The sequence below is a fragment of the Pseudomonas fragariae (ex Marin et al. 2024) genome (assembly GCF_059621105.1).
Genome location: NZ_CM184369.1, coordinates 1,840,034 through 1,857,727, shown reverse-complemented (window position 1 = coordinate 1,857,727; position 17,694 = coordinate 1,840,034). Strand labels below are relative to the sequence as shown.

Sequence of the window (17,694 nt, the reverse complement as noted above, 5' to 3'; positions counted from 1 at the left end):
TGCAGCTTTATAACGGATTTTAGACAGCTCGTATGACATTTTTTTGAAACAGGTCGTCACATTAGCTCATGTACATGCCGCCGTTAACAGGGATTGTGGCCCCGGTAACGTAGCCTGCGCCTTCGGACGCAAGAAAAGCGACTACGTGCGCAATCTCTTCGGCTTGCCCCAAACGGCCCAGGGGTATCTGGGTAATCAGTGACTCACGCTGAGCCTCAGGCAGCTCACGCGTCATGTCGGTATCGATAAAACCCGGTGCCACCGAATTCACGGTGACCGCCCGCGAGCCCACTTCACGGGCCAGAGCCCGACTGAAGCCTTCCAGACCGGCCTTCGCGGAAGCATAGTTTACTTGACCGGCGTTGCCCATGGCACCCACAACCGAACCAATGCTGATAATACGCCCCCAACGCGCCTTGGTCATACCACGCAAAACGCCCTTGGAAAGACGGAAAAGGCTGTTCAGATTGGTGTTGACGACGTCATACCATTCGTCATCTTTCATGCGCATCATCAGGTTATCACGGGTGATACCGGCGTTATTGACCAGAATCAACGGTGCGCCGACGCGCTCCTGAATGGTGGACAGAACCGAATTCACAGACTCGGCGTCGCAGACATCCAGCATCAGGCCAAAGCCTTCGATGCCGTTTTCCTTGAACGTCGTACTGATGCGCTCGGCGCCGGACTCTGACGTCGCGGTACCCACGACAACAGCACCGTTGCGTCCCAATTCCAGAGCAATGGCTTGGCCAATGCCGCGACTTGCACCGGTTACCAGTGCCACTTTACCTTGAAGGCTCATGCAGGCTTCTCCTAATCAGGCCAGTGCCGCGCGCGCGGCGGCAAAGGCGTCCGGGGTATCAAGGTTGTAGGTCATCACGCCGTCGGCGCAACGTTTGTTCAGACCGGCCAGCACTTTGCCCGGACCGCATTCCACGAGCTGGGTCGCACCGCGGCTCGCCAGGCATTGAATGGACTCGACCCAACGCACCGGCTTGTATAACTGCTCCAGCAAATCACGCTTGAGCGTCGCCAGATCACTGACGGCACTGGCGCTGACGTTCTGTACCAGCGCAATTTCCGGCGCTTGCCATTCGATGGCTTCAACGGCCTCGGCGAAACGCTCGGCGGCCGGGCGCATCAGTTCGCAGTGCGATGGCACGCTGACCGGCAATGGCAAGGCGCGCTTGGCGCCACGGGCCTTGCACAGCTCCATGGCACGCTTGACGGCCTCGGCGGAACCGGCAATCACCACCTGGCCCGGCGAGTTGAAATTCACGGCACTGACGACCTCACCCTGTGCCGCTTCGGCGCAGGCTGCGATAACGTCGGCGTCATCCAGACCCAGAATGGCGGCCATGCCGCCCTGACCCGCTGGCACCGCTTCCTGCATCAACTGACCGCGACGCTCGACAAGCTTTACGGCGTCGCCCAGGCTCAGGCTTTGCGCGGCTACCAGTGCGCTGTATTCACCCAGACTGTGACCGGCGACGAATGCAGGAACCGCACCGCCCTCGGCCAGCCACACGTGCCACAAGGCAACGGAAGCGGTCAGAATGGCCGGCTGGGTCTTGTCGGTCTGGTTGAGCAGCTCGGCAGGACCGTTCTGAGTCAATGCCCACAGGTCATAGCCGAGGGCTTCGGAAGCCTGCTCGAAAGTGTCGAGGATCAGCGGATGGTGCGCGCCTTGCTCGGCGAGCATACCGAGCGATTGCGACCCTTGACCCGGAAAGACGAATGCGAGGGATGCAGACATTTGACAAGCCTCTGAATTATTGTCGCCAAAATGGGCGTCCGGACAGGCCGAACGCGGGAATTCTAATTTACATGACTGATCGGTTGGATGACTGACCAGTCTGATGCGTCACATTTTCAGGTTCGGCCGTCCTGAAACATCGTTTCAAGCCGCCCCTTCAAACGCTGTGGCAGGTTTTCACGGGATTCGACGACCGCTCGCTGAATCGCACTCTGAAAACCTGAAACACTTGCAGAACCGTGGCTTTTCACCACGACCCCCTGCAATCCGAGCAGGCTCGCACCATTATGACGGGCGGGCGCCAGGTCGGTCTGCAAACGCTTCAACAAGGGCAACGCCAGCGCGCCGACCGCTCTGCTGAGCAGATTGCGCTGGAACAGCGTCTCGATTCTGGCCGCAATCATGGTCGCCAGCCCCTCACTCGACTTGAGCAACACGTTGCCGACGAAACCATCACACACCACCACGTCAGCCTCTCCCCTGTACAACCCGTCGCCTTCGACGTAGCCAATGTAGTTAAGCCCCGAGGCAGCCTGTAAAAGACCGGCAGCACGCTTGACCTGCTGATTGCCCTTGATGTCTTCAGTACCCACATTGAGCAAGGCCACTCTGGGCGTTGCGACACCCAGGATCTCGGCAAGCACCGAGCCCATTACTGCAAACTGATAGAGCGCCTCGGCGCTGCAATCGACGTTCGCCCCCAGGTCCAGCAACTGGCAATGACCTGAGCGAGTGGGAATGGCTGCGATCATTGCCGGGCGATCAATCCCTGGCAAGGTCTTAAGCACAAACCGCGAAAGCGCCATCAGCGCACCGGTATTGCCGGCACTGACACAGGCCTGGGCCTGACCGCTGGCCACCAGCTCGAGAGCAACGCGCATGGAAGAGTCAGGCTTGCCACGCAACGCCTGAGACGGACGCTCGTCCATCGCAATCGCTTCACTGGCATGGATGACACGCAGGCGCGAGCGGTCCACTGCTTCATGGGCAGAGACAAGTTCTTCAATAAGGGAGGCTTGGCCGACAAGGGCCAGGTGAAGCGAGGGAGTAGCGGTCAGGCACGCGAGGCTTGCCTGAACAATGTTGCGGGGACCGAAGTCCCCGCCCATTGCGTCGATCGCGATGATCGGAGCGGACAAGAAATTACTCGTCAGCGCCCTTGTCGATCACTTTACGACCACGGTATACGCCTTCTGGCGATACGTGGTGACGCAGGTGAATTTCACCAGTGGTCTTTTCTACCGACAGAGTGCTTGCCTCAAGAGCGTCGTGCGAACGACGCATGTCACGGGCAGAGCGGGATTTTTTGTTCTGCTGAACAGCCATAATTGATTAACTCCTAAACGTTTGGGTCACGCTTTAACTGCGCCAATACACTGAACGGGTTGGACCGCGTTACCTCGTCCACGCTCGGTTCGGGCTCATCGAGACCCGCCGGTTGCTGGCATTCTTCAGGATGATGAGCAGGCACAATGGGCAAGGCGAGCAATAGCTCCTCCTCGATCAATGCCAGCAGATCCAAAGGATCTTCGCCCAGTTCCAGCACGTCATAACCTTTCGGTAACGACTGGGTATTCGCACCCTCCTTCACCACAACGTAACTGCATTCGCTGTGGATCGGCAGGGTCACCAGCTCAAGACAACGCTGGCAAACCATCTTGACCGGGACGTCTATCGAACTGTGGATAACCACAGAACGGCGTTCGTCACGCTCAAAAACGAATTTCGCCTGCACCGTACCGACAGTGTCGGCAAGCGGGTCGCAGAGTCTCTTCAGATCGCCCAGCAGCACTTCACCCTGAAGGGTAGTGCCGCGATCGGACAATTTGCGCGGGTCAACGTGAGATGGAATCGGGTCATTCAACATAGGCGCAGCATTCTAGGGATGCCCCCCGGGCATGTCAAAGGAAATTCAGGCCTGTTCGTCACTCCGGCCACTCTTTAGAATCAACGTTCAGCCTACGGAGAACCGCATGCCATCCCTGCTCCTCGCTTCCAGCTCCTCATACCGCCGCGAACTGCTCGCCCGCCTGCGCCTGCCATTCACCTGCAGGTCTCCGGATATCGATGAAAGCCGGCGACCGGACGAGGCTGCATTCGACCTCGTACAGCGCCTTGCCCGGGAGAAAGCCCAAGCACTCACTGCAGAGCATCCTCACCACCTGATCATTGGCTCCGACCAGATCGCCGTCCTTGACGAACAGGTCCTGGGCAAGCCGCACAGCTTCAAACGCGCACTGGAACAGCTGACGGCGGCGAGCGGCAAAAGCGTGACCTTCCTGACCGGCCTGGCCCTGTTCAACAGCTCGACCGGCGAGTGCCAGGTCGACTGCGTGCCTTTTACAGTGCACATGCGCGAACTCGACCGGGCCAGCATCGAACGCTACCTGCATGCCGAACAGCCCTATGACTGCGCGGGCAGCTTCAAGGCAGAAGGCCTTGGCGTCAGCCTGTTTCGTAGCACCGAAGGCAGCGACGCGACCAGCCTGATCGGTCTCCCCCTGATACGTCTGGTGGACATGCTAATAAAGGAAGGCGTCAGCGTACCCTGACACTCAGACAAAGAACCCGGCCAGTGGCCGGGTTCTTTATATCTGCATCAAGCCATCAACGCAGGCTTGGGCCGTTGAAACCGACCAGCATGGCAATTCGCTCGGCGATGCTGGTGCCCAGCTTTTTCGAAAAGCGATCAAAAGGCGACTCTTCGACGGTGTACTCGACGATGTCCTTCTCCTTGATCACATCCCGCGCGACATAGCTCGCACTGCCCAACCCATCCACCAGACCGAGCGCAACAGCCTGCTCGCCGGTCCAGATCAGCCCGGAGAACAGCTCTGGGTGGTCCTTGTCCTTCAAGCGGTCGCCACGACCCTGTTTGACACTGGCAATGAACTGGCGATGAGTCGTGTCCAGCACACCCTGCCAGAACTGCGTTTCGTCAGCCTTCTGTGGCTGGAACGGGTCAAGGAACGCCTTGTGCTCGCCGGAGGTATAGGTACGACGATCAACGCCGAGCTTGTCCATGGCTCCGACAAAGCCGAAACCTGCTGCCGTCACACCGATCGACCCCACCAGACTGGCCTTATCGGCATAGATCTGGTCAGCGGCGCTGGCGATGTAATAAGCGCCCGAAGCACCGAGATCGGTAATGACCGCATACACCTTGATGTCCGGCTTCGCCGCGCGCAGGCGACGGATTTCGTCGTAGACATAGCCCGACTGCACAGGACTGCCGCCCGGGCTGTTGATACGCAGAATCACACCCTTGGTCTTTTCATCCTCGAAGGCCTTCTGCAGCGCAGTGACGATGTTCTCGGCACTGGCCGCCTCCTTGTCGGCAATCACGCCCTGCACATCGATCAGCGCAGTGTGGCTGGAACGGCGCGAAGTGCCGCCCTCGAAATCCAGCATCGGAACGATCACTGCAACAAACAGGAACGCGAACGTCAGCAGCTTGAAAAAGATCCCCCAGCGACGCGCGCGGCGCTGTTCCTGAACACTGGCCAGCAGCGTCTTTTCAAGAAGCTTCCAGCTTTTAGCCTCTTCCCTGCCATTGATGCCCTCGTCCGCGCTTTGCGAAACGGGTGCCTTCCATTCGTCAGACATGTTCCAATCACTCCAACCCGAAAACTAGACGCTGCGCCCGTTCAACCAGGTGCGCAGCTCGGAAAAATGCTCGATAGCCAGCCGCGGCTCGAACTGGCGCAGCGACTCCAGCGGCTGAGCGCCATAACCCACCGCAACCGAATCCATACCCGCGTTGCGAGCCATCAGCAGATCGAACGAAGCATCGCCGATCATCAGCGAACGCTGCGGCGTAACCCCGCAGTGCGCCATGATCTCGTTCAACATCAGCGGATCAGGCTTGCTGGCGGTCTCGTCGGCCGCGCGGGTAGCATCGAAGTAATCCAGCCAGCCATTGGCCTTCAGCACCCGATCGAGCCCGCGACGCGCCTTGCCGGTAGCGACCGCCAGACGATAGCCGTCCTCGCGAAACGCCTGCATCGACTCCACCACACCCTCGAACAGCGGCGAAGGCACGTTATCCATTGCCATGTAACTGTCCGCGTAGTGCTGCCGAAATTCGATCAGCTGATTGCCACTGATCTGCGGATACAAGGTTCGAATCGCCTCGGGCAACCCCAGGCCGATAATCCCCTTGATCGCCGTATCGTCGCGCACTTCAAGATCGGTCTCGATGGCCGCCGTGCGCATCGACAGGATGATGCGCCCGACCGAGTCGGCCAGTGTGCCGTCCCAGTCGAAAATCAACAGATCGTAATCACGGCGCACTCAGACGCTCCACTGTTTTGGCCCACATGTCATCGACAGGCGCCTGCACATTAAGTTTGCTGCCATCGGGCATCGGCACCGTCAGCATGTAAGCGTGCAGAAACAGACGCTTGCCGCCCAGATCGCGAATTTCGCGACTGAAATTCTCGTCACCGTACTTGGTGTCACCTGCAATCGCATGACCCGCATGCAAGGTGTGCACGCGGATCTGGTGAGTACGCCCGGTGACCGGCTTGGCTTCGACCATGGTGGCAAAGTCGCCGAAACGACGCAGCACCTTGAAAATCGTCAGGGCTTCCTTGCCCTCTTCATTCACTTCGACCATGCGCTCGCCGGAGCGCAGGTTGCTTTTCATCAATGGCGCACGCACCTGCTTCAGCGCCGTTGCCCAGTTACCGCGGACCAGCGCCATGTAGCGCTTGTCGACGCCGTCGCCGCGCAGGGCTTCGTGCAGATGCCGCAGCATGCTGCGTTTCTTGGCGATCATCAGCAGACCGGATGTATCGCGATCGAGGCGGTGCACCAGCTCGAGCTCCTTGGCATCCGGGCGCAACTGGCGGAACGCTTCGATCACGCCGAAGCTCAGGCCGCTGCCGCCATGCACGGCAATACCTGCAGGCTTGTTGAGCACGATAAGCGCCTTGTCTTCATAGACGATCGCCGCTTCGAGACGCTGCAGCAGCGCCTGCGCAACCGGCACGGGCTCGTCGCGCTCAGGCACGCGCACAGGAGGAATGCGCACGATATCGCCTGCCTGCAACTTGTACTCCGGCTTGATCCGCCCCTTGTTCACACGCACTTCGCCTTTGCGCAAAATGCGGTAAATCAAGGTTTTGGGCACACCCTTGAGATAAGTGATCAGAAAGTTATCGATGCGTTGACCGGCAAGTTCCGGGGCAACCTCAACCAGCTGGACGCCGGGGGTTGGAGGGGCAATATTCGTCATGCCGCAAATGATAACAATTTTTTATGGATTTGAAGCACTTAATGATTGCTGCTATAGTCGCGAACGCCGCCAAAAGCGGCCGGACAGCGGACCAACGGTTGACAACCGGCCCTGACCAACGCAATTCACAAGGACGGGAGGCCGTCCTACGCGGTGTTCGGTGACAACGGAGCACGCTGAAAACGTAACAAGCGCAGGTGACATGAGGCCGGAAACACGCCTGACAGCAGAGCAGACAGCTCGCGGCCAGTGCGGACAGTTCATGGCCAGTTCACAAAGTGCAGTCGCTTTCAGACGCTACGAGCGAATGCTTCGGGAACAACGCCTCAAGCCATGATGCGCGACCTTCCCTATCGAAGGTCGCGGTAAATGCCAACCCGCTGCGGATTCTGCGCGCGGCAGCACCCGAATTATCAGGGATACGTGTAGGGTGGAGACGCACAACCATCGGACTGTGTAGCACAAGGCTTGTTCTAGACGCTTCATCTCGTCCGCTACCGATGGTCGATTCCTCCTCCTGACAAAGCTTTTGCTGAAAGGGGTGTCTTATGCCACCACAGCAAGCAGGAAACGTCGTCGCGACCCTCCGCCCCCTCTGGGCGAGGACCTCGCTAGACACTGGAGTGTCCAACCACTCCTGACGTGCCCTGACACCGACCGTGAGAAGTCGTGTGTGCCGAACGCCGTTTCCGGCAGCCCGGAAACCGACGGTACTACATGAAAAGAATGCTGATTAACGCAACTCAACCCGAAGAGTTGCGTGTTGCACTGGTAGACGGCCAGCGCCTCTACGACCTGGACATCGAGTCAGGTGCACGCGAGCAGAAGAAGGCCAACATCTATAAAGGCCGAATCACTCGCATCGAACCCAGCCTTGAGGCTGCCTTTGTCGATTTCGGCTCTGAGCGCCACGGCTTTCTGCCCCTCAAGGAAATCTCCCGCGAGTACTTCAAGAAAGCCCCTGAAGGCCGCGTCAACATCAAGGACGTCCTGAGCGAAGGCCAGGAAGTCATCGTTCAGGTCGAGAAAGAAGAACGTGGCAACAAGGGCGCAGCCCTGACCACCTTCATCAGCCTTGCCGGCCGCTACCTGGTTCTGATGCCCAACAACCCTCGTGCCGGCGGCATCTCGCGTCGTATCGAAGGTGAAGAGCGCAACGAACTGCGTGAAGCCCTCAATGGCCTGATCGCGCCAGCCGACATGGGTCTGATCGTTCGTACTGCAGGCCTGGGCCGCAGCAGCGAAGAAATGCAGTGGGACCTCGATTACCTGCTGCAACTGTGGACCGCCATCAAGGAAGCGTCCCTCGATCGCTCCGCCCCTTTCCTGATCTACCAGGAAAGCAACGTCATCATCCGCGCCATCCGTGACTACCTGCGTCAGGATATCGGTGAAGTCCTGATCGACAGCATCGAAGCCCAGGAAGAAGCACTGACCTTCATCCGCCAGGTGATGCCGCAGTACGCCAGCAAGATCAAGCTTTACGAAGACAGCGTCCCGCTGTTCAACCGCTTCCAGATCGAAAGCCAGATCGAAACCGCCTTCCAGCGCGTTGTCGAACTGCCTTCCGGCGGCTCCATCGTCATCGATCCGACCGAAGCCCTGGTGTCCATCGACATCAACTCGGCGCGCGCCACCAAAGGCAGCGACATCGAAGAAACCGCCCTGCAGACCAACCTTGAAGCGGCTGAGGAAATCGCCCGTCAACTGCGTCTGCGTGACATCGGCGGCCTGATCGTCATCGACTTCATCGACATGACGCCGGCCAAGAACCAGCGCGCCGTGGAAGAGAAAGTCCGCGAAAGCCTGGAAGCCGACCGTGCCCGCGTGCAGATCGGTCGTATTTCGCGCTTCGGCCTGCTGGAAATGTCCCGTCAGCGCCTGCGTCCATCGCTGGGCGAAAGCAGCGGCATCGTCTGCCCTCGCTGCAACGGCACCGGCATCATCCGTGATGTTGAATCGCTGTCGCTGGCCATCCTGCGCCTGATCGAAGAAGAAGCCCTGAAAGACCGCACTGCCGAAGTGCGCGCTCAGGTGCCGATCCCGGTCGCGGCCTTCCTGCTCAACGAAAAACGCAACTCGATCACCAAGATCGAACTGCGCACCCGTGCCCGCATCATCATTCTGCCGAACGATCAGCTGGAAACGCCGCACTTCGAAGTTCAGCGTCTGCGTGATGACAGCCCTGAAGCGCACAGCAGCCAGACCAGCTACGAAATCGCTGCTGCCGCTGCCGAAGTGGAAGAAATTGCCCCGCTGGCCGCTGCAACCCGCACCCTTGTTCGTCAGGAAGCAGCCGTCAAGACTGCCCCGGCTCGCGCCAATGCGCCGGTCCCGGTAGAAGCCGCTGCCCCTGCACCAACGCCTGCACCCGCACCTGTCGCTCACGAGCCAAGCCTGTTCAAGGGTCTGGTGAAATCTCTGGTCAGCCTGTTCGCGACCAAGGAAGAGCCTGTTGCTCCGGTCGTGGTCGAGAAACCTGTTGCAGAACAGCGTCCAGCCCGCAACGAAGAACGCCGCAACGGCCGCCAGCAGAGCCGTGGCCGCAACAATCGCCGCGACGAAGAGCGCAAGCCTCGTGAAGAACGCGCCCCCCGCGAAGAACGTGCAGAGCGCGCACCTCGCGAAGAGCGTGCGCCGCGTGAGGAACGTGCACCTCGTGAAGAGCGCACCGTTCGCGAACCGCGTGAAGCCCGCGAGGAGTCGGCTCCGCGCGAAGAGCGTCCAGCCCGTACCACCCGCGAGCGCAAGCCACGTGAAGCGCGCGAAGATCGCCCGGTTCGCGAACTGCGCGAGCCTCTGGATGCAGCCCCGGCAGTGAACCTCGCTCGCGAGGAGCGTCCTGAACGCGCACCACGCGAAGAGCGCCAGCCGCGCGCGCCTCGTGAAGAACGTCAACCACGCGCCGAACAGGCCGCGGCTGCCGCGAGCGAAGAAGAGGAAGTGCTGCTCAACGAAGAGCAGACCAACGACGAGAACCAGGAAGGCAACGACGGTAGCGAAGGCGACCGCCCTCGCCGCCGCTCGCGTGGCCAGCGTCGTCGCAGCAATCGTCGTGAGCGTCAGCGCGATGCCAATGGCAACGTGATCGAAGGCTCCGAAGAGAACGGCAACGAAGAAGAAGGCAGCGCCACCGACCTGTCGGCGGGTCTGGGCTTCACCGCCGCAGCGTCCGCTGCCAGCAGCGTGATCAGCGCGCCTGCAGAAGCCGACGCGCATCAGCAGGCCGAACGTGCCAACAGCAACGCAGCCGCTGCAGACGCCGAGCCGGCGCATCAGGCAGCTGCTGCCGAAGCATCTGCGACCGAAACGCCAGTAGCTGAAACGCCAGCCACCGAAGCACCGGTTGCCGAAAAAGCACCGACCGTTGCCGAGTCGACTGTCGAAGCACCGGCCGTTGAAGCCCCTGTGGCAGACGATGCTCCTGTAGCACAGTCTGCTCCAGAGGTTGAAGTTCAGCCGGCAGCGGTCGAAGCACCTGCCATTGCTGCGCAGTCCGAACTGTTCGAAGCACCTCACGCAGAACGCGTAGTGCCGTTCAAGCCGACGCCAGAGCCAGCACCACAGGCGCCGGTCGAAGCAGCGGCTCATGAGGAAGTGCCAGCCACTGAATCATCCGAACTGCCAACGCCTGCACCTGCTGCTGTCGTCGAGCCGGTAGCGCTGCAAGAAGAACCTGCTCCTTACGTCGCGCCTCAGCCGGTCGTTGAAGAACAGGCTCCGGCCCCACAAGAGCAGGCACCTGCGGCGGTAGAAGCAGCGCCTGCACCAGTGGTCAGCAGCACGGGCCGCGCACCGAACGATCCTCGTGAAGTTCGTCGCCGCAAGCGTGAAGAAGAAGCACGTCGTCAACAGGAAGCCGCTGCTGCCAGCGCTCCAGTCGTCGAGGCGGCGCCTGCTGCCGCTGAAGCAGAATCGGCCCAGCCTTCACCGGCAGCCGAGGAAAAGACCGAAGAAGCGGCAACTGAGCAACCAGCAGTTAAACCGCAACATGAAGCCGAGAAAGAAAACGAGCCTAAACCCCTCGTCTAACCCCGGCCCATGAAAAAGCCCCGCCTGTGCAAACAGGCGGGGCTTTTTCATGTCCGTTGATTGAGGCTTGCACCACGCTCATCTTCAATACGCGGCGCTTGATCTGATCTCTTCGCGAGCGAGCTCCCTCTCACAAGAGACCATCCCCAGGCTATCAGTAGAGGTTCGGCTCCATTTCCAGCTCGACACCAAAACGTTCAGCGATGTCGGTCTGTATACGGCGCGCCAGACTTAGTAGCTGCAAGCCACTGGCCTGCCCATAGTTGACCAGCACCAGCGACTGGAGCTTGTGCACGCCGGCGTCACCATCGCGATAGCCCTTCCAGCCTGCCTGCTCGATCAGCCACCCGGCCGCCAGCTTCACTCGACCACCGTCCTGCGGGTAGCCGACGACGCCTGGGTGCTGCTGTTTGATCGTTGCGTACAGTTCGGCAGTGATAATCGGGTTTTTGAAGAAACTGCCGGCATTGCCCAGCATTGCTGGGTCAGGCAGCTTTTCACTGCGAATGGCGCAGATCGCACGGCTGACATCGAACGGCGTCGGCCGATCGATACCCTGCTCGTCGAGACGCTGACGAACCGGGCCATATTCGAGGTGCAGGCGAGCTACGCGACTGAGCTTGAAACGCACACGCAGGATCAACCAGCGCGCGACCTGATGCTTGAACACGCTGTCGCGGTAGCCGAACGCACAGTCCTGCAGAGAAAACTCGCGCAATTCGCCGGTTTCACGATCCAGCGCAGTCAGGCTATGGAAGACATCCTTGATCTCGACGCCATAAGCACCGATGTTCTGCATGGGTGCCGCGCCAACGGTGCCTGGGATCAGACTGAGGTTTTCCAGCCCCGCCAGCCCCAGCTCCAGACAGGACTGCACGAACGGATGCCAGGGCTCGCCAGCTTCTGCCTCGACAATCGACTCGAGACAGTCCTCGTGCACGATGCGAATGCCGCGGCTGGCCATGCGCACCACCAATGACTGCACGTCAGCGCTGAGCAGCAGGTTGCTGCCACCTCCAATCACCAGCAGCGGCACGTCATGCCTGGCCGAGTAGGCCAGCGCCTCGCGAACATCATCATCGCTGTGCGCTTCGGCAAACAACCGGGCCTGAACATCCACACCGAACGTATTGAACGGCTTGAGGGAAATCGCTGATTGCACCTGCAAGCTCATGCCCTCGCCTTCCCGGAACACTGGACGAAGCGCATCAACCCTCCAGCAAGCGCCTTACGCGCTCCAGGTCTTCGGGGGTATCGACGCCACCGGGTGGCGCTTCAAGCGCGTCGGCAACGTGAATTCGCACGCCATTCCACAGCGCCCGCAATTGTTCCAGGCTTTCGGTGTTTTCCAGCCAGCACGGGCCCCAACTGACGAAGTCATGCAGGAAACCCGCACGATAAGCGTAGATCCCGATGTGCCGACGATAAGGCACGCCGGCAGGCAGCTGGTCGCGATTTGCTGCAAGCGCATCGCGCGCCCACGGCAAGGGAGCCCGGCTGAACGTCAGCGCCAGGCCGTTGATGTCCGTAGCCACCTTGACGATATTGGGGTTGAACAACGCGGCCACGTCGTCGATAGGCTCGGCCAGCGTGGACATGCCGGCTTCGGGATGGGCGGCCAGATTGGACGCCACCTGATCGATCACCGCAGGCGGGATCATCGGCTCGTCGCCCTGCACATTGACGACAATCGCGTCAGCCGCCAGGCCCAATTGCGCGGCCACCTCGGCCAGACGATCGGTGCCGGAGTTGTGATCGTCGCGCGTCAGCAGCACTTGGGCACCAAAAGCCTGACAGGCTTCGACAATGCGCGCATCGTCGGTGGCAATCACCACGCGTTCGGCGCTGCTCTTGCAGGCCTGCTCCCAGACCAATTGAACCATGGGTTTGCCAGCAATGGTTTTCAGCGGCTTGCCCGGAAAGCGGCTGGAGCCGTAGCGCGCAGGAATGACAACGGTAAACGCTGCGGTCATTTTTCCAGCCGCTCGTCGGTGCTCAGGGTGCGAGCTTCGCTTTCGAGCATCACCGGGATGCCGTCGCGCACCGGATAGGCAAGGCCTGCGCCCTTGCTGATCAGCTCGGTCTTGTCGGCGCTAAGCTTCAATGGTCCCTTGCAGACAGGGCAAGCGAGGATATCGAGTAGTTTGGTGTCCATAGGAGATCCTGAAGCAATCATGGAGAAAGACGTAGCAGTTGCTGGTCGAACCAACCGACAAAGGCATCGGAAGGTACTGCATCCACTGCCAGATACCACCAGTCATCAGCGGCAAAGGCACGACACTTCACCGCATCCTTCTCGGTCATGACCAAGGGCAGCGCGGGTGCAAATGTCAGCGCTTCGGCACTGTAGACAGCATGGTCGGCGAACGCGTGAGGCACCGGTCGCCAGTGTAATCCTTCGAGGGTATTGAAGAAACGTCGGGGATTGCCGATTCCGGCGACCGCATGCAGCGCCTGCCCGGCCGGGAAATAATCCACTGGCTGACGTTCGCCACTGCGCAGATTGATCAGTGCCGAAGGCTTGAGCCTGAAGGCATAGCCGTCGTCCCTGTCAGCCGTGGCACCGTTATAAAGCAAGGCGTCGACACTGTTCAGCCGCTCGGCCGGTTCGCGCAACGGCCCGGCAGGCAGACAGCGGCGATTGCCCAGACCACGGGCGGCATCGATCAGCACCAGTTCCAGGTCGCGGGCCAACCGGTAATGCTGCAAGCCGTCGTCGGAAAGAATCACATCCAGCGATTCGGCAGCGAGCAAGGCTTGTACGGCGCGACTGCGATCCGGATCGATCATCAGCGGCACACCGCAGCGCTGCACGATGAGCAACGGCTCGTCCCCCGCCTCGCTGGCACTTTGTTCAGGCAGGACACGCCACGGCAGGCTTGGCGGCTTGGCGCCGTAGCCACGGCTGACCACACCGACACGCAAACCGCGACGGCGGCAATGCTCGATCATCCAGAGAATCAACGGCGTCTTGCCCGTGCCACCGACGGTGATATTACCCACCACAATGACCGGCACCGGCGCTCGATAGATATCACCTTCGCCCGCCAGAAACCGCGCCCGTTTGCGCTCTACGACACGCCGGTAAAGACCTTCGAGCGGGCGCAACAGCGCCAGCGCAGGGTGGCCCTTGTACCAGGCGTCGAGCAAACGGTCAGTGAATGCCATCAGTTAGCCGGTGTGGCCTCGACAGTGGTCATGCGCAGATGACTGAAGCCCAGCTTGCCCGCCGCATCCATGGCCGTGATGACCGACTGGTGCGGGGTCTTGCCGTCGGCGCTGATCGACAGCGGCAGGCTGGTATCGCCCCCCGACTCGCGCTGCAGCGCCTCGATCAGCGTCGCCAGGTCGTTTTTTGGCAACAACTGATTGTTCAGCGAGAAAATCCCGTCGGCGTTGATGGCAATGTCCAGCTGTTTGGCGCTGGCATCCACGTCCGGCGTTCCGGTTACGGCCTGGGGCAGATCCACCCGCAACTGGGTTTCACGGGTAAAGGTGGTCGTCACAATGAAGAACAGCAGCAGGATGAACACCACATCAATCAGAGAGACCAGATTGATGTCGATGTTTTCCCGGGGTCTGCGACGGCGAAATTTCACTTCTTCTTGCCCCCGCCCGCTCTGGCCAGCGACTTGAGATCGATCTTGGCGTCGATCAGATCGACATCGCGGTCGCCCTGCACCACTTCAACCAGACGAATGGCCTGTTGTTCCATGCCGACTACCAGCTCATCGACGCGGCTCTGCAGAAAGCGATGAAAGAAAATCGCCGGGATCGCTACGATAAGACCCGACGCGGTACAGATCAGCGCCTTGGAAATACCACCTGCCAGCACACCGGCATTGGCGGTGGCCCCGGAGCTGTTGAACGAGCCGAAGATATCGATCATGCCCAGCACCGTGCCGAGCAAACCAAGCAACGGCGCCATGGCAGCGATCGAGCCCAGTGCGCTGAGGTAGCGCTCCAGTTCATGAATGACCCGGGCAGCGGCTTCTTCGATGCATTCCTTCATGATCTCGCGACCATGCCTGGAATTGGCCAGCCCTGCGGCAAGGATTTCGCCCAGCGGCGAGTCAGCGCGCAGCTGCTTGAGCTTTTCGCTGTCCAGCTTCTGTTCCTGAATCCACTGCCAGACCTGCCCGAGCAGGTGCGGTGGCGTGATACGGCTGGCACGCAACGTCCACAGGCGCTCGATGATGATGCCGGCGGCGGCGATGGAGCTCAGAATAATCGGCAGCATCATCCAGCCGCCAGATTTGACCAGTTCCCACACAGTGATCACTCCCTCGAAAAATTGGCGCCACTCTACCATAGGGTCGCCAAGTGCCGAACGCCGAGATCGATATCCATTCACTCAATCACGCCAGAAGCGCCGTTGCGCGCGCTCGGCCTGTGGCGTTCCGAATGTCCCCAGTTGCAGACGGACCGCGCCCAGCTCGGCACTGTCGTAACTGGCGATGCCCAGGCCTCGATAGCGCGCCATGACCAACGGATGCGGGTGACCGAACGCGTTGTTGCGACCACGGGAAATCAGCACGCCAACCGGTGCCACGGCGCGCAGAAATGCTTTGGACGACGAGGTACGGCTGCCGTGATGCGGCGACTGCAACCAGTGGGCACGAAGGTCGAACCCGCTGTCGATCGCCGCACGCTCGGCGTGCACGTCGATATCGCCCGCCAGCAGCAGACGCTCGCCCCTAGCGTCGACGCTGAGGATGCAGGAGGCCGGATTGCCGTCAGGCCCCTGCTCCCAGCGCCACGTGGAAAACACCACGCCATCCCACTCCCAGCGTGCACCGCTCTCGCACAGTCGGGCGTCGAGTTGCGGCGCGAGGCGGGCCAGCTCACCGCCTAGCACGCGGGCCACCGGAAAGGCCTGATGAACCGCTGCTGCACCTCCGGCATGGTCTGCGTCGGAATGGCTGATCAACATCAGGTCAAGATGGCGGACACCCGCCTTGCGCATGGCGGGCACGACCACGCGCTGACCGATATCGAACTCACCGAAACGTGGACCTGCGTCATACAGGAGTGTGTGATTGCGGGTGCGCAGGAGAATCGCCAGGCCCTGCCCCACATCCAGTTGCAACACATCGACCTGACCTTCAGGCACTGATTCGAGCGGCGGAAAAACGCACAGCAACAGCAACGGCCAGCCCAGCGGACGCAGGGGCACGCCCTTGGGCAGCAACAGGAGCAAGGCTCCGAGCAGACTCAACCACCATGCCCAGACCGGCACGGCACTGGGCAACCAGGCCGGCAATGCGGCGGCCACCGCGCCGAGGAATACGAACAGCCCCTGCAGCGCCCCGCCCGCCAGCCAGAGCAGACCTTCCCCGACCACGGGGACTGGCAGCAACAGCGTTCCGAGCAATGCCGGCGGCAGGACAATCACGCTGACCCAAGGCACCGCAAGCAGGTTGGCAAACGGGCCGCTGAGGCTGATCGGCAGGTTCAGCGCCAGCAGGATCGGCAACAAGCCAACGGCGATCAGCCATTGCGCCCGTGTCCAGCTTTGCCACCAGCTCCAGGCGCCAAGACGCCCGCTGAAAATCAGGATCAGAATGCCGACCGCCGCGAAGGACAGCCAGAAACCCGGCTGCAGCGTCACCAGCGGCTCGAAGATCAGCACCGCGTTGAAGGACAGCAACAAAGGCCAGACCACGCCCAGGTGACGAAAACGCAAGCGCCACAGCAGCACCATCGCGACCATCACACAGGCTCGCCGGACCGGCACCTCGAAACCGGCCAGCAGTCCGTAGCCCAGTGCAGCACTGAACGCCAGTGCACACGCCGACGGCAGCCAGGGCAAAAAGCGTGGCCACAGCCCCCAGCGCGCCAGGCCTGCGACCAGCGCGTAGATCACCCCGGCCAGCAAACCGATGTGCTGGCCGGAAATGACCAGCAGATGCACAGTGCCAGTATCCTGCAACACCTGCCAGTCGGTGCTCGACAGCCCTGAGCCATCGCCCAGCACCAGCGCAGCCAGACCGCCCTCCCGGCCCTGCGCATCGACCGTCAGAAGACGCTGACGAATGGCATCGCGCCAGGCGGCACGCGCAGGTGCCAACAGCTGACCATCCACCACCGTGCCGGTCGCACCGATGCGCTGCGCCAGTAGCCAGGCTTCATAGTCGAAAGCATCCGGATTGACCAGCCCGGCCGGCCGCTTGAGTTTGACCGCCATGCGCCAGCGCTCGCCGCTGTTTACGGGCTGGCCGCCGTACCACGCCACGCGGATTCGCGCCGGCAGCCTGGCACGTCGTGACCAGGCATCTTCCAGTTCAAAGCGCACCACACCTTCGGCGACACTCGGCAAACCGACCACCTTGCCCTGCACCCACAGCGTCTGACCATCGAGACGCTGCGCCAAGCGGTCACTCAATGCCCACTGCGCCGAAACGCAGGCCCAGGTGAAACCGAGCAGAAAGAACGCCAGCGGATAGGTACGGAACGGCAGCAACATCAACGCCAGTATCGGCATCAGCAGCAGAAGCCAGGCCGGCGGCAGGGCCGGTAGAAAACGCAGGGCAAGCAGCCCGAGCGCGAGCGCGATCATCCCTGTGCGCATGACGGTTCCTTGCAGCGGAAAGCCTCAAGAATCAGCGCACAGGGGAAATGTCGGAAGGGGTGGTGTGTTGCAGAATCTGAACGGCCGGTCCCG

The 17,694-nt window shown here is 61.0% G+C and carries 17 protein-coding genes; 2 read left to right on the top strand and 15 right to left on the bottom strand.

Annotated features, from left to right (window positions below; genetic code table 11):
* Window positions 1–61 precede the first annotated feature (61 nt).
* The 5 genes from fabG to AC54XV_RS08435 all read right to left on the bottom strand — a co-directional run bounded on the left by fabG (window position 62) and on the right by AC54XV_RS08435 (window position 3,626).
* Window positions 62–805 (bottom strand): 3-oxoacyl-ACP reductase FabG, encoded by a 744-nt coding sequence (gene fabG / locus AC54XV_RS08455; RefSeq protein ID WP_024639323.1) that lies wholly within the window; start codon window positions 803–805, stop codon window positions 62–64.
* Between the two features lie 15 nt (window positions 806–820).
* Complete coding sequence (gene fabD, locus AC54XV_RS08450; protein ID WP_054091482.1) at window positions 821–1,759, bottom strand: ACP S-malonyltransferase; 939 nt, start codon at window positions 1,757–1,759, stop codon at window positions 821–823.
* A gap of 116 nt (window positions 1,760–1,875) precedes the next feature.
* Window positions 1,876–2,898, bottom strand: a complete 1,023-nt coding sequence (gene plsX, locus AC54XV_RS08445) for a phosphate acyltransferase PlsX (protein ID WP_054091481.1) — start codon at window positions 2,896–2,898, stop codon at window positions 1,876–1,878.
* 4 nt (window positions 2,899–2,902) lie between these two features.
* Window positions 2,903–3,085, bottom strand: a complete 183-nt coding sequence (gene rpmF, locus AC54XV_RS08440) for a 50S ribosomal protein L32 (protein ID WP_002552688.1) — start codon at window positions 3,083–3,085, stop codon at window positions 2,903–2,905.
* 13 nt (window positions 3,086–3,098) lie between these two features.
* Complete coding sequence (locus tag AC54XV_RS08435; protein ID WP_003390869.1) at window positions 3,099–3,626, bottom strand: YceD family protein; 528 nt, start codon at window positions 3,624–3,626, stop codon at window positions 3,099–3,101.
* Window positions 3,627–3,732: 106 nt separating this feature from the next.
* Here AC54XV_RS08435 and AC54XV_RS08430 point away from each other — a divergent pair, with 106 nt between their 5' ends.
* Window positions 3,733–4,311: a Maf family protein gene (locus AC54XV_RS08430; RefSeq protein WP_058399204.1), complete on the top strand. Its 579-nt coding sequence runs from the start codon at window positions 3,733–3,735 to the stop codon at window positions 4,309–4,311.
* Between the two features lie 55 nt (window positions 4,312–4,366).
* Here AC54XV_RS08430 and sppA read toward each other — a convergent pair whose 3' ends face one another.
* Genes sppA through rluC form a run of 3 tightly spaced genes read right to left on the bottom strand, consistent with a single transcriptional unit; the run spans window position 4,367 to window position 6,998 of the window.
* Window positions 4,367–5,365: a signal peptide peptidase SppA gene (gene sppA / locus AC54XV_RS08425; RefSeq protein ID WP_011267147.1), complete on the bottom strand. Its 999-nt coding sequence runs from the start codon at window positions 5,363–5,365 to the stop codon at window positions 4,367–4,369.
* Between the two features lie 24 nt (window positions 5,366–5,389).
* Entirely contained in the window at window positions 5,390–6,052 is a 663-nt protein-coding gene (locus tag AC54XV_RS08420; protein WP_024661286.1) for an HAD-IA family hydrolase, read from the bottom strand.
* Window positions 6,042–6,998, bottom strand: coding sequence for a 23S rRNA pseudouridine(955/2504/2580) synthase RluC (gene rluC / locus AC54XV_RS08415; protein ID WP_003317474.1), 957 nt, complete (start codon window positions 6,996–6,998; stop codon window positions 6,042–6,044). The genes AC54XV_RS08420 and rluC overlap by 11 nt, the downstream gene beginning before the upstream one ends.
* A gap of 726 nt (window positions 6,999–7,724) precedes the next feature.
* Here rluC and rne point away from each other — a divergent pair.
* Complete coding sequence (gene rne / locus AC54XV_RS08410; protein WP_060409235.1) at window positions 7,725–11,030, top strand: ribonuclease E; 3,306 nt, start codon at window positions 7,725–7,727, stop codon at window positions 11,028–11,030.
* 154 nt (window positions 11,031–11,184) lie between these two features.
* Here the strand turns inward: rne and murB are convergent, their stop codons facing one another.
* From murB to AC54XV_RS08375, 7 genes are read right to left on the bottom strand one after another with little or no spacing between them, the layout of a single operon-like run.
* The gene (gene murB / locus AC54XV_RS08405; RefSeq protein ID WP_058399309.1) at window positions 11,185–12,204 is read right to left on the bottom strand and encodes a UDP-N-acetylmuramate dehydrogenase; all 1,020 of its coding nucleotides are present in this window, start codon (window positions 12,202–12,204) and stop codon (window positions 11,185–11,187) included.
* 34 nt (window positions 12,205–12,238) lie between these two features.
* On the bottom strand, window positions 12,239–13,003 hold the full coding sequence (gene kdsB / locus AC54XV_RS08400) for a 3-deoxy-manno-octulosonate cytidylyltransferase (RefSeq protein ID WP_024639315.1): 765 nt from the start codon (window positions 13,001–13,003) through the stop codon (window positions 12,239–12,241).
* Window positions 13,000–13,185, bottom strand: a complete 186-nt coding sequence (locus AC54XV_RS08395; protein ID WP_002552679.1) for a Trm112 family protein — start codon at window positions 13,183–13,185, stop codon at window positions 13,000–13,002. Before AC54XV_RS08395 ends, kdsB begins: the two co-directional genes overlap by 4 nt.
* Window positions 13,186–13,202: 17 nt before the next feature.
* On the bottom strand, window positions 13,203–14,198 hold the full coding sequence (lpxK, locus tag AC54XV_RS08390) for a tetraacyldisaccharide 4'-kinase (RefSeq protein WP_054091479.1): 996 nt from the start codon (window positions 14,196–14,198) through the stop codon (window positions 13,203–13,205).
* Window positions 14,198–14,629 carry a flagellar polar localization protein PocB gene (locus AC54XV_RS08385; protein WP_003317468.1) on the bottom strand — a complete coding sequence of 144 codons (432 nt, stop codon included), beginning with the start codon at window positions 14,627–14,629 and terminating at the stop codon, window positions 14,198–14,200. Before AC54XV_RS08385 ends, lpxK begins: the two co-directional genes overlap by 1 nt.
* Complete coding sequence (locus tag AC54XV_RS08380; protein ID WP_011267143.1) at window positions 14,626–15,342, bottom strand: flagellar polar localization protein PocA; 717 nt, start codon at window positions 15,340–15,342, stop codon at window positions 14,626–14,628. Before AC54XV_RS08380 ends, AC54XV_RS08385 begins: the two co-directional genes overlap by 4 nt.
* Window positions 15,343–15,384: 42 nt before the next feature.
* Window positions 15,385–17,601, bottom strand: coding sequence for a DNA internalization-related competence protein ComEC/Rec2 (locus AC54XV_RS08375; RefSeq protein ID WP_024651332.1), 2,217 nt, complete (start codon window positions 17,599–17,601; stop codon window positions 15,385–15,387).
* Between the last annotated feature and the right edge of the window lie 93 nt (window positions 17,602–17,694).

Excerpts from the sequence above, each read along its gene's own strand:
- sppA (WP_011267147.1), bottom strand. The coding sequence starts at position 5,365 with ATGTCTGACGAATGGAAGGCACCCGTTTCGCAAAGCGCGGACGAGGGC.
- AC54XV_RS08395 (WP_002552679.1), bottom strand. The coding sequence starts at position 13,185 with ATGGACACCAAACTACTCGATATCCTCGCTTGCCCTGTCTGCAAGGGA.
- rpmF (WP_002552688.1), bottom strand. The coding sequence starts at position 3,085 with ATGGCTGTTCAGCAGAACAAAAAATCCCGCTCTGCCCGTGACATGCGT.
- AC54XV_RS08375 (WP_024651332.1), bottom strand. The coding sequence starts at position 17,601 with ATGCGCACAGGGATGATCGCGCTCGCGCTCGGGCTGCTTGCCCTGCGT.
- AC54XV_RS08430 (WP_058399204.1), top strand. The coding sequence starts at position 3,733 with ATGCCATCCCTGCTCCTCGCTTCCAGCTCCTCATACCGCCGCGAACTG.
- AC54XV_RS08380 (WP_011267143.1), bottom strand. The coding sequence starts at position 15,342 with ATGGTAGAGTGGCGCCAATTTTTCGAGGGAGTGATCACTGTGTGGGAA.
- rne (WP_060409235.1), top strand. The coding sequence starts at position 7,725 with ATGCTGATTAACGCAACTCAACCCGAAGAGTTGCGTGTTGCACTGGTA.
- murB (WP_058399309.1), bottom strand. The coding sequence starts at position 12,204 with ATGAGCTTGCAGGTGCAATCAGCGATTTCCCTCAAGCCGTTCAATACG.
- lpxK (WP_054091479.1), bottom strand. The coding sequence starts at position 14,198 with ATGGCATTCACTGACCGTTTGCTCGACGCCTGGTACAAGGGCCACCCT.
- kdsB (WP_024639315.1), bottom strand. The coding sequence starts at position 13,003 with ATGACCGCAGCGTTTACCGTTGTCATTCCTGCGCGCTACGGCTCCAGC.
- rluC (WP_003317474.1), bottom strand. The coding sequence starts at position 6,998 with ATGACGAATATTGCCCCTCCAACCCCCGGCGTCCAGCTGGTTGAGGTT.
- AC54XV_RS08435 (WP_003390869.1), bottom strand. The coding sequence starts at position 3,626 with ATGTTGAATGACCCGATTCCATCTCACGTTGACCCGCGCAAATTGTCC.
- fabD (WP_054091482.1), bottom strand. The coding sequence starts at position 1,759 with ATGTCTGCATCCCTCGCATTCGTCTTTCCGGGTCAAGGGTCGCAATCG.
- fabG (WP_024639323.1), bottom strand. The coding sequence starts at position 805 with ATGAGCCTTCAAGGTAAAGTGGCACTGGTAACCGGTGCAAGTCGCGGC.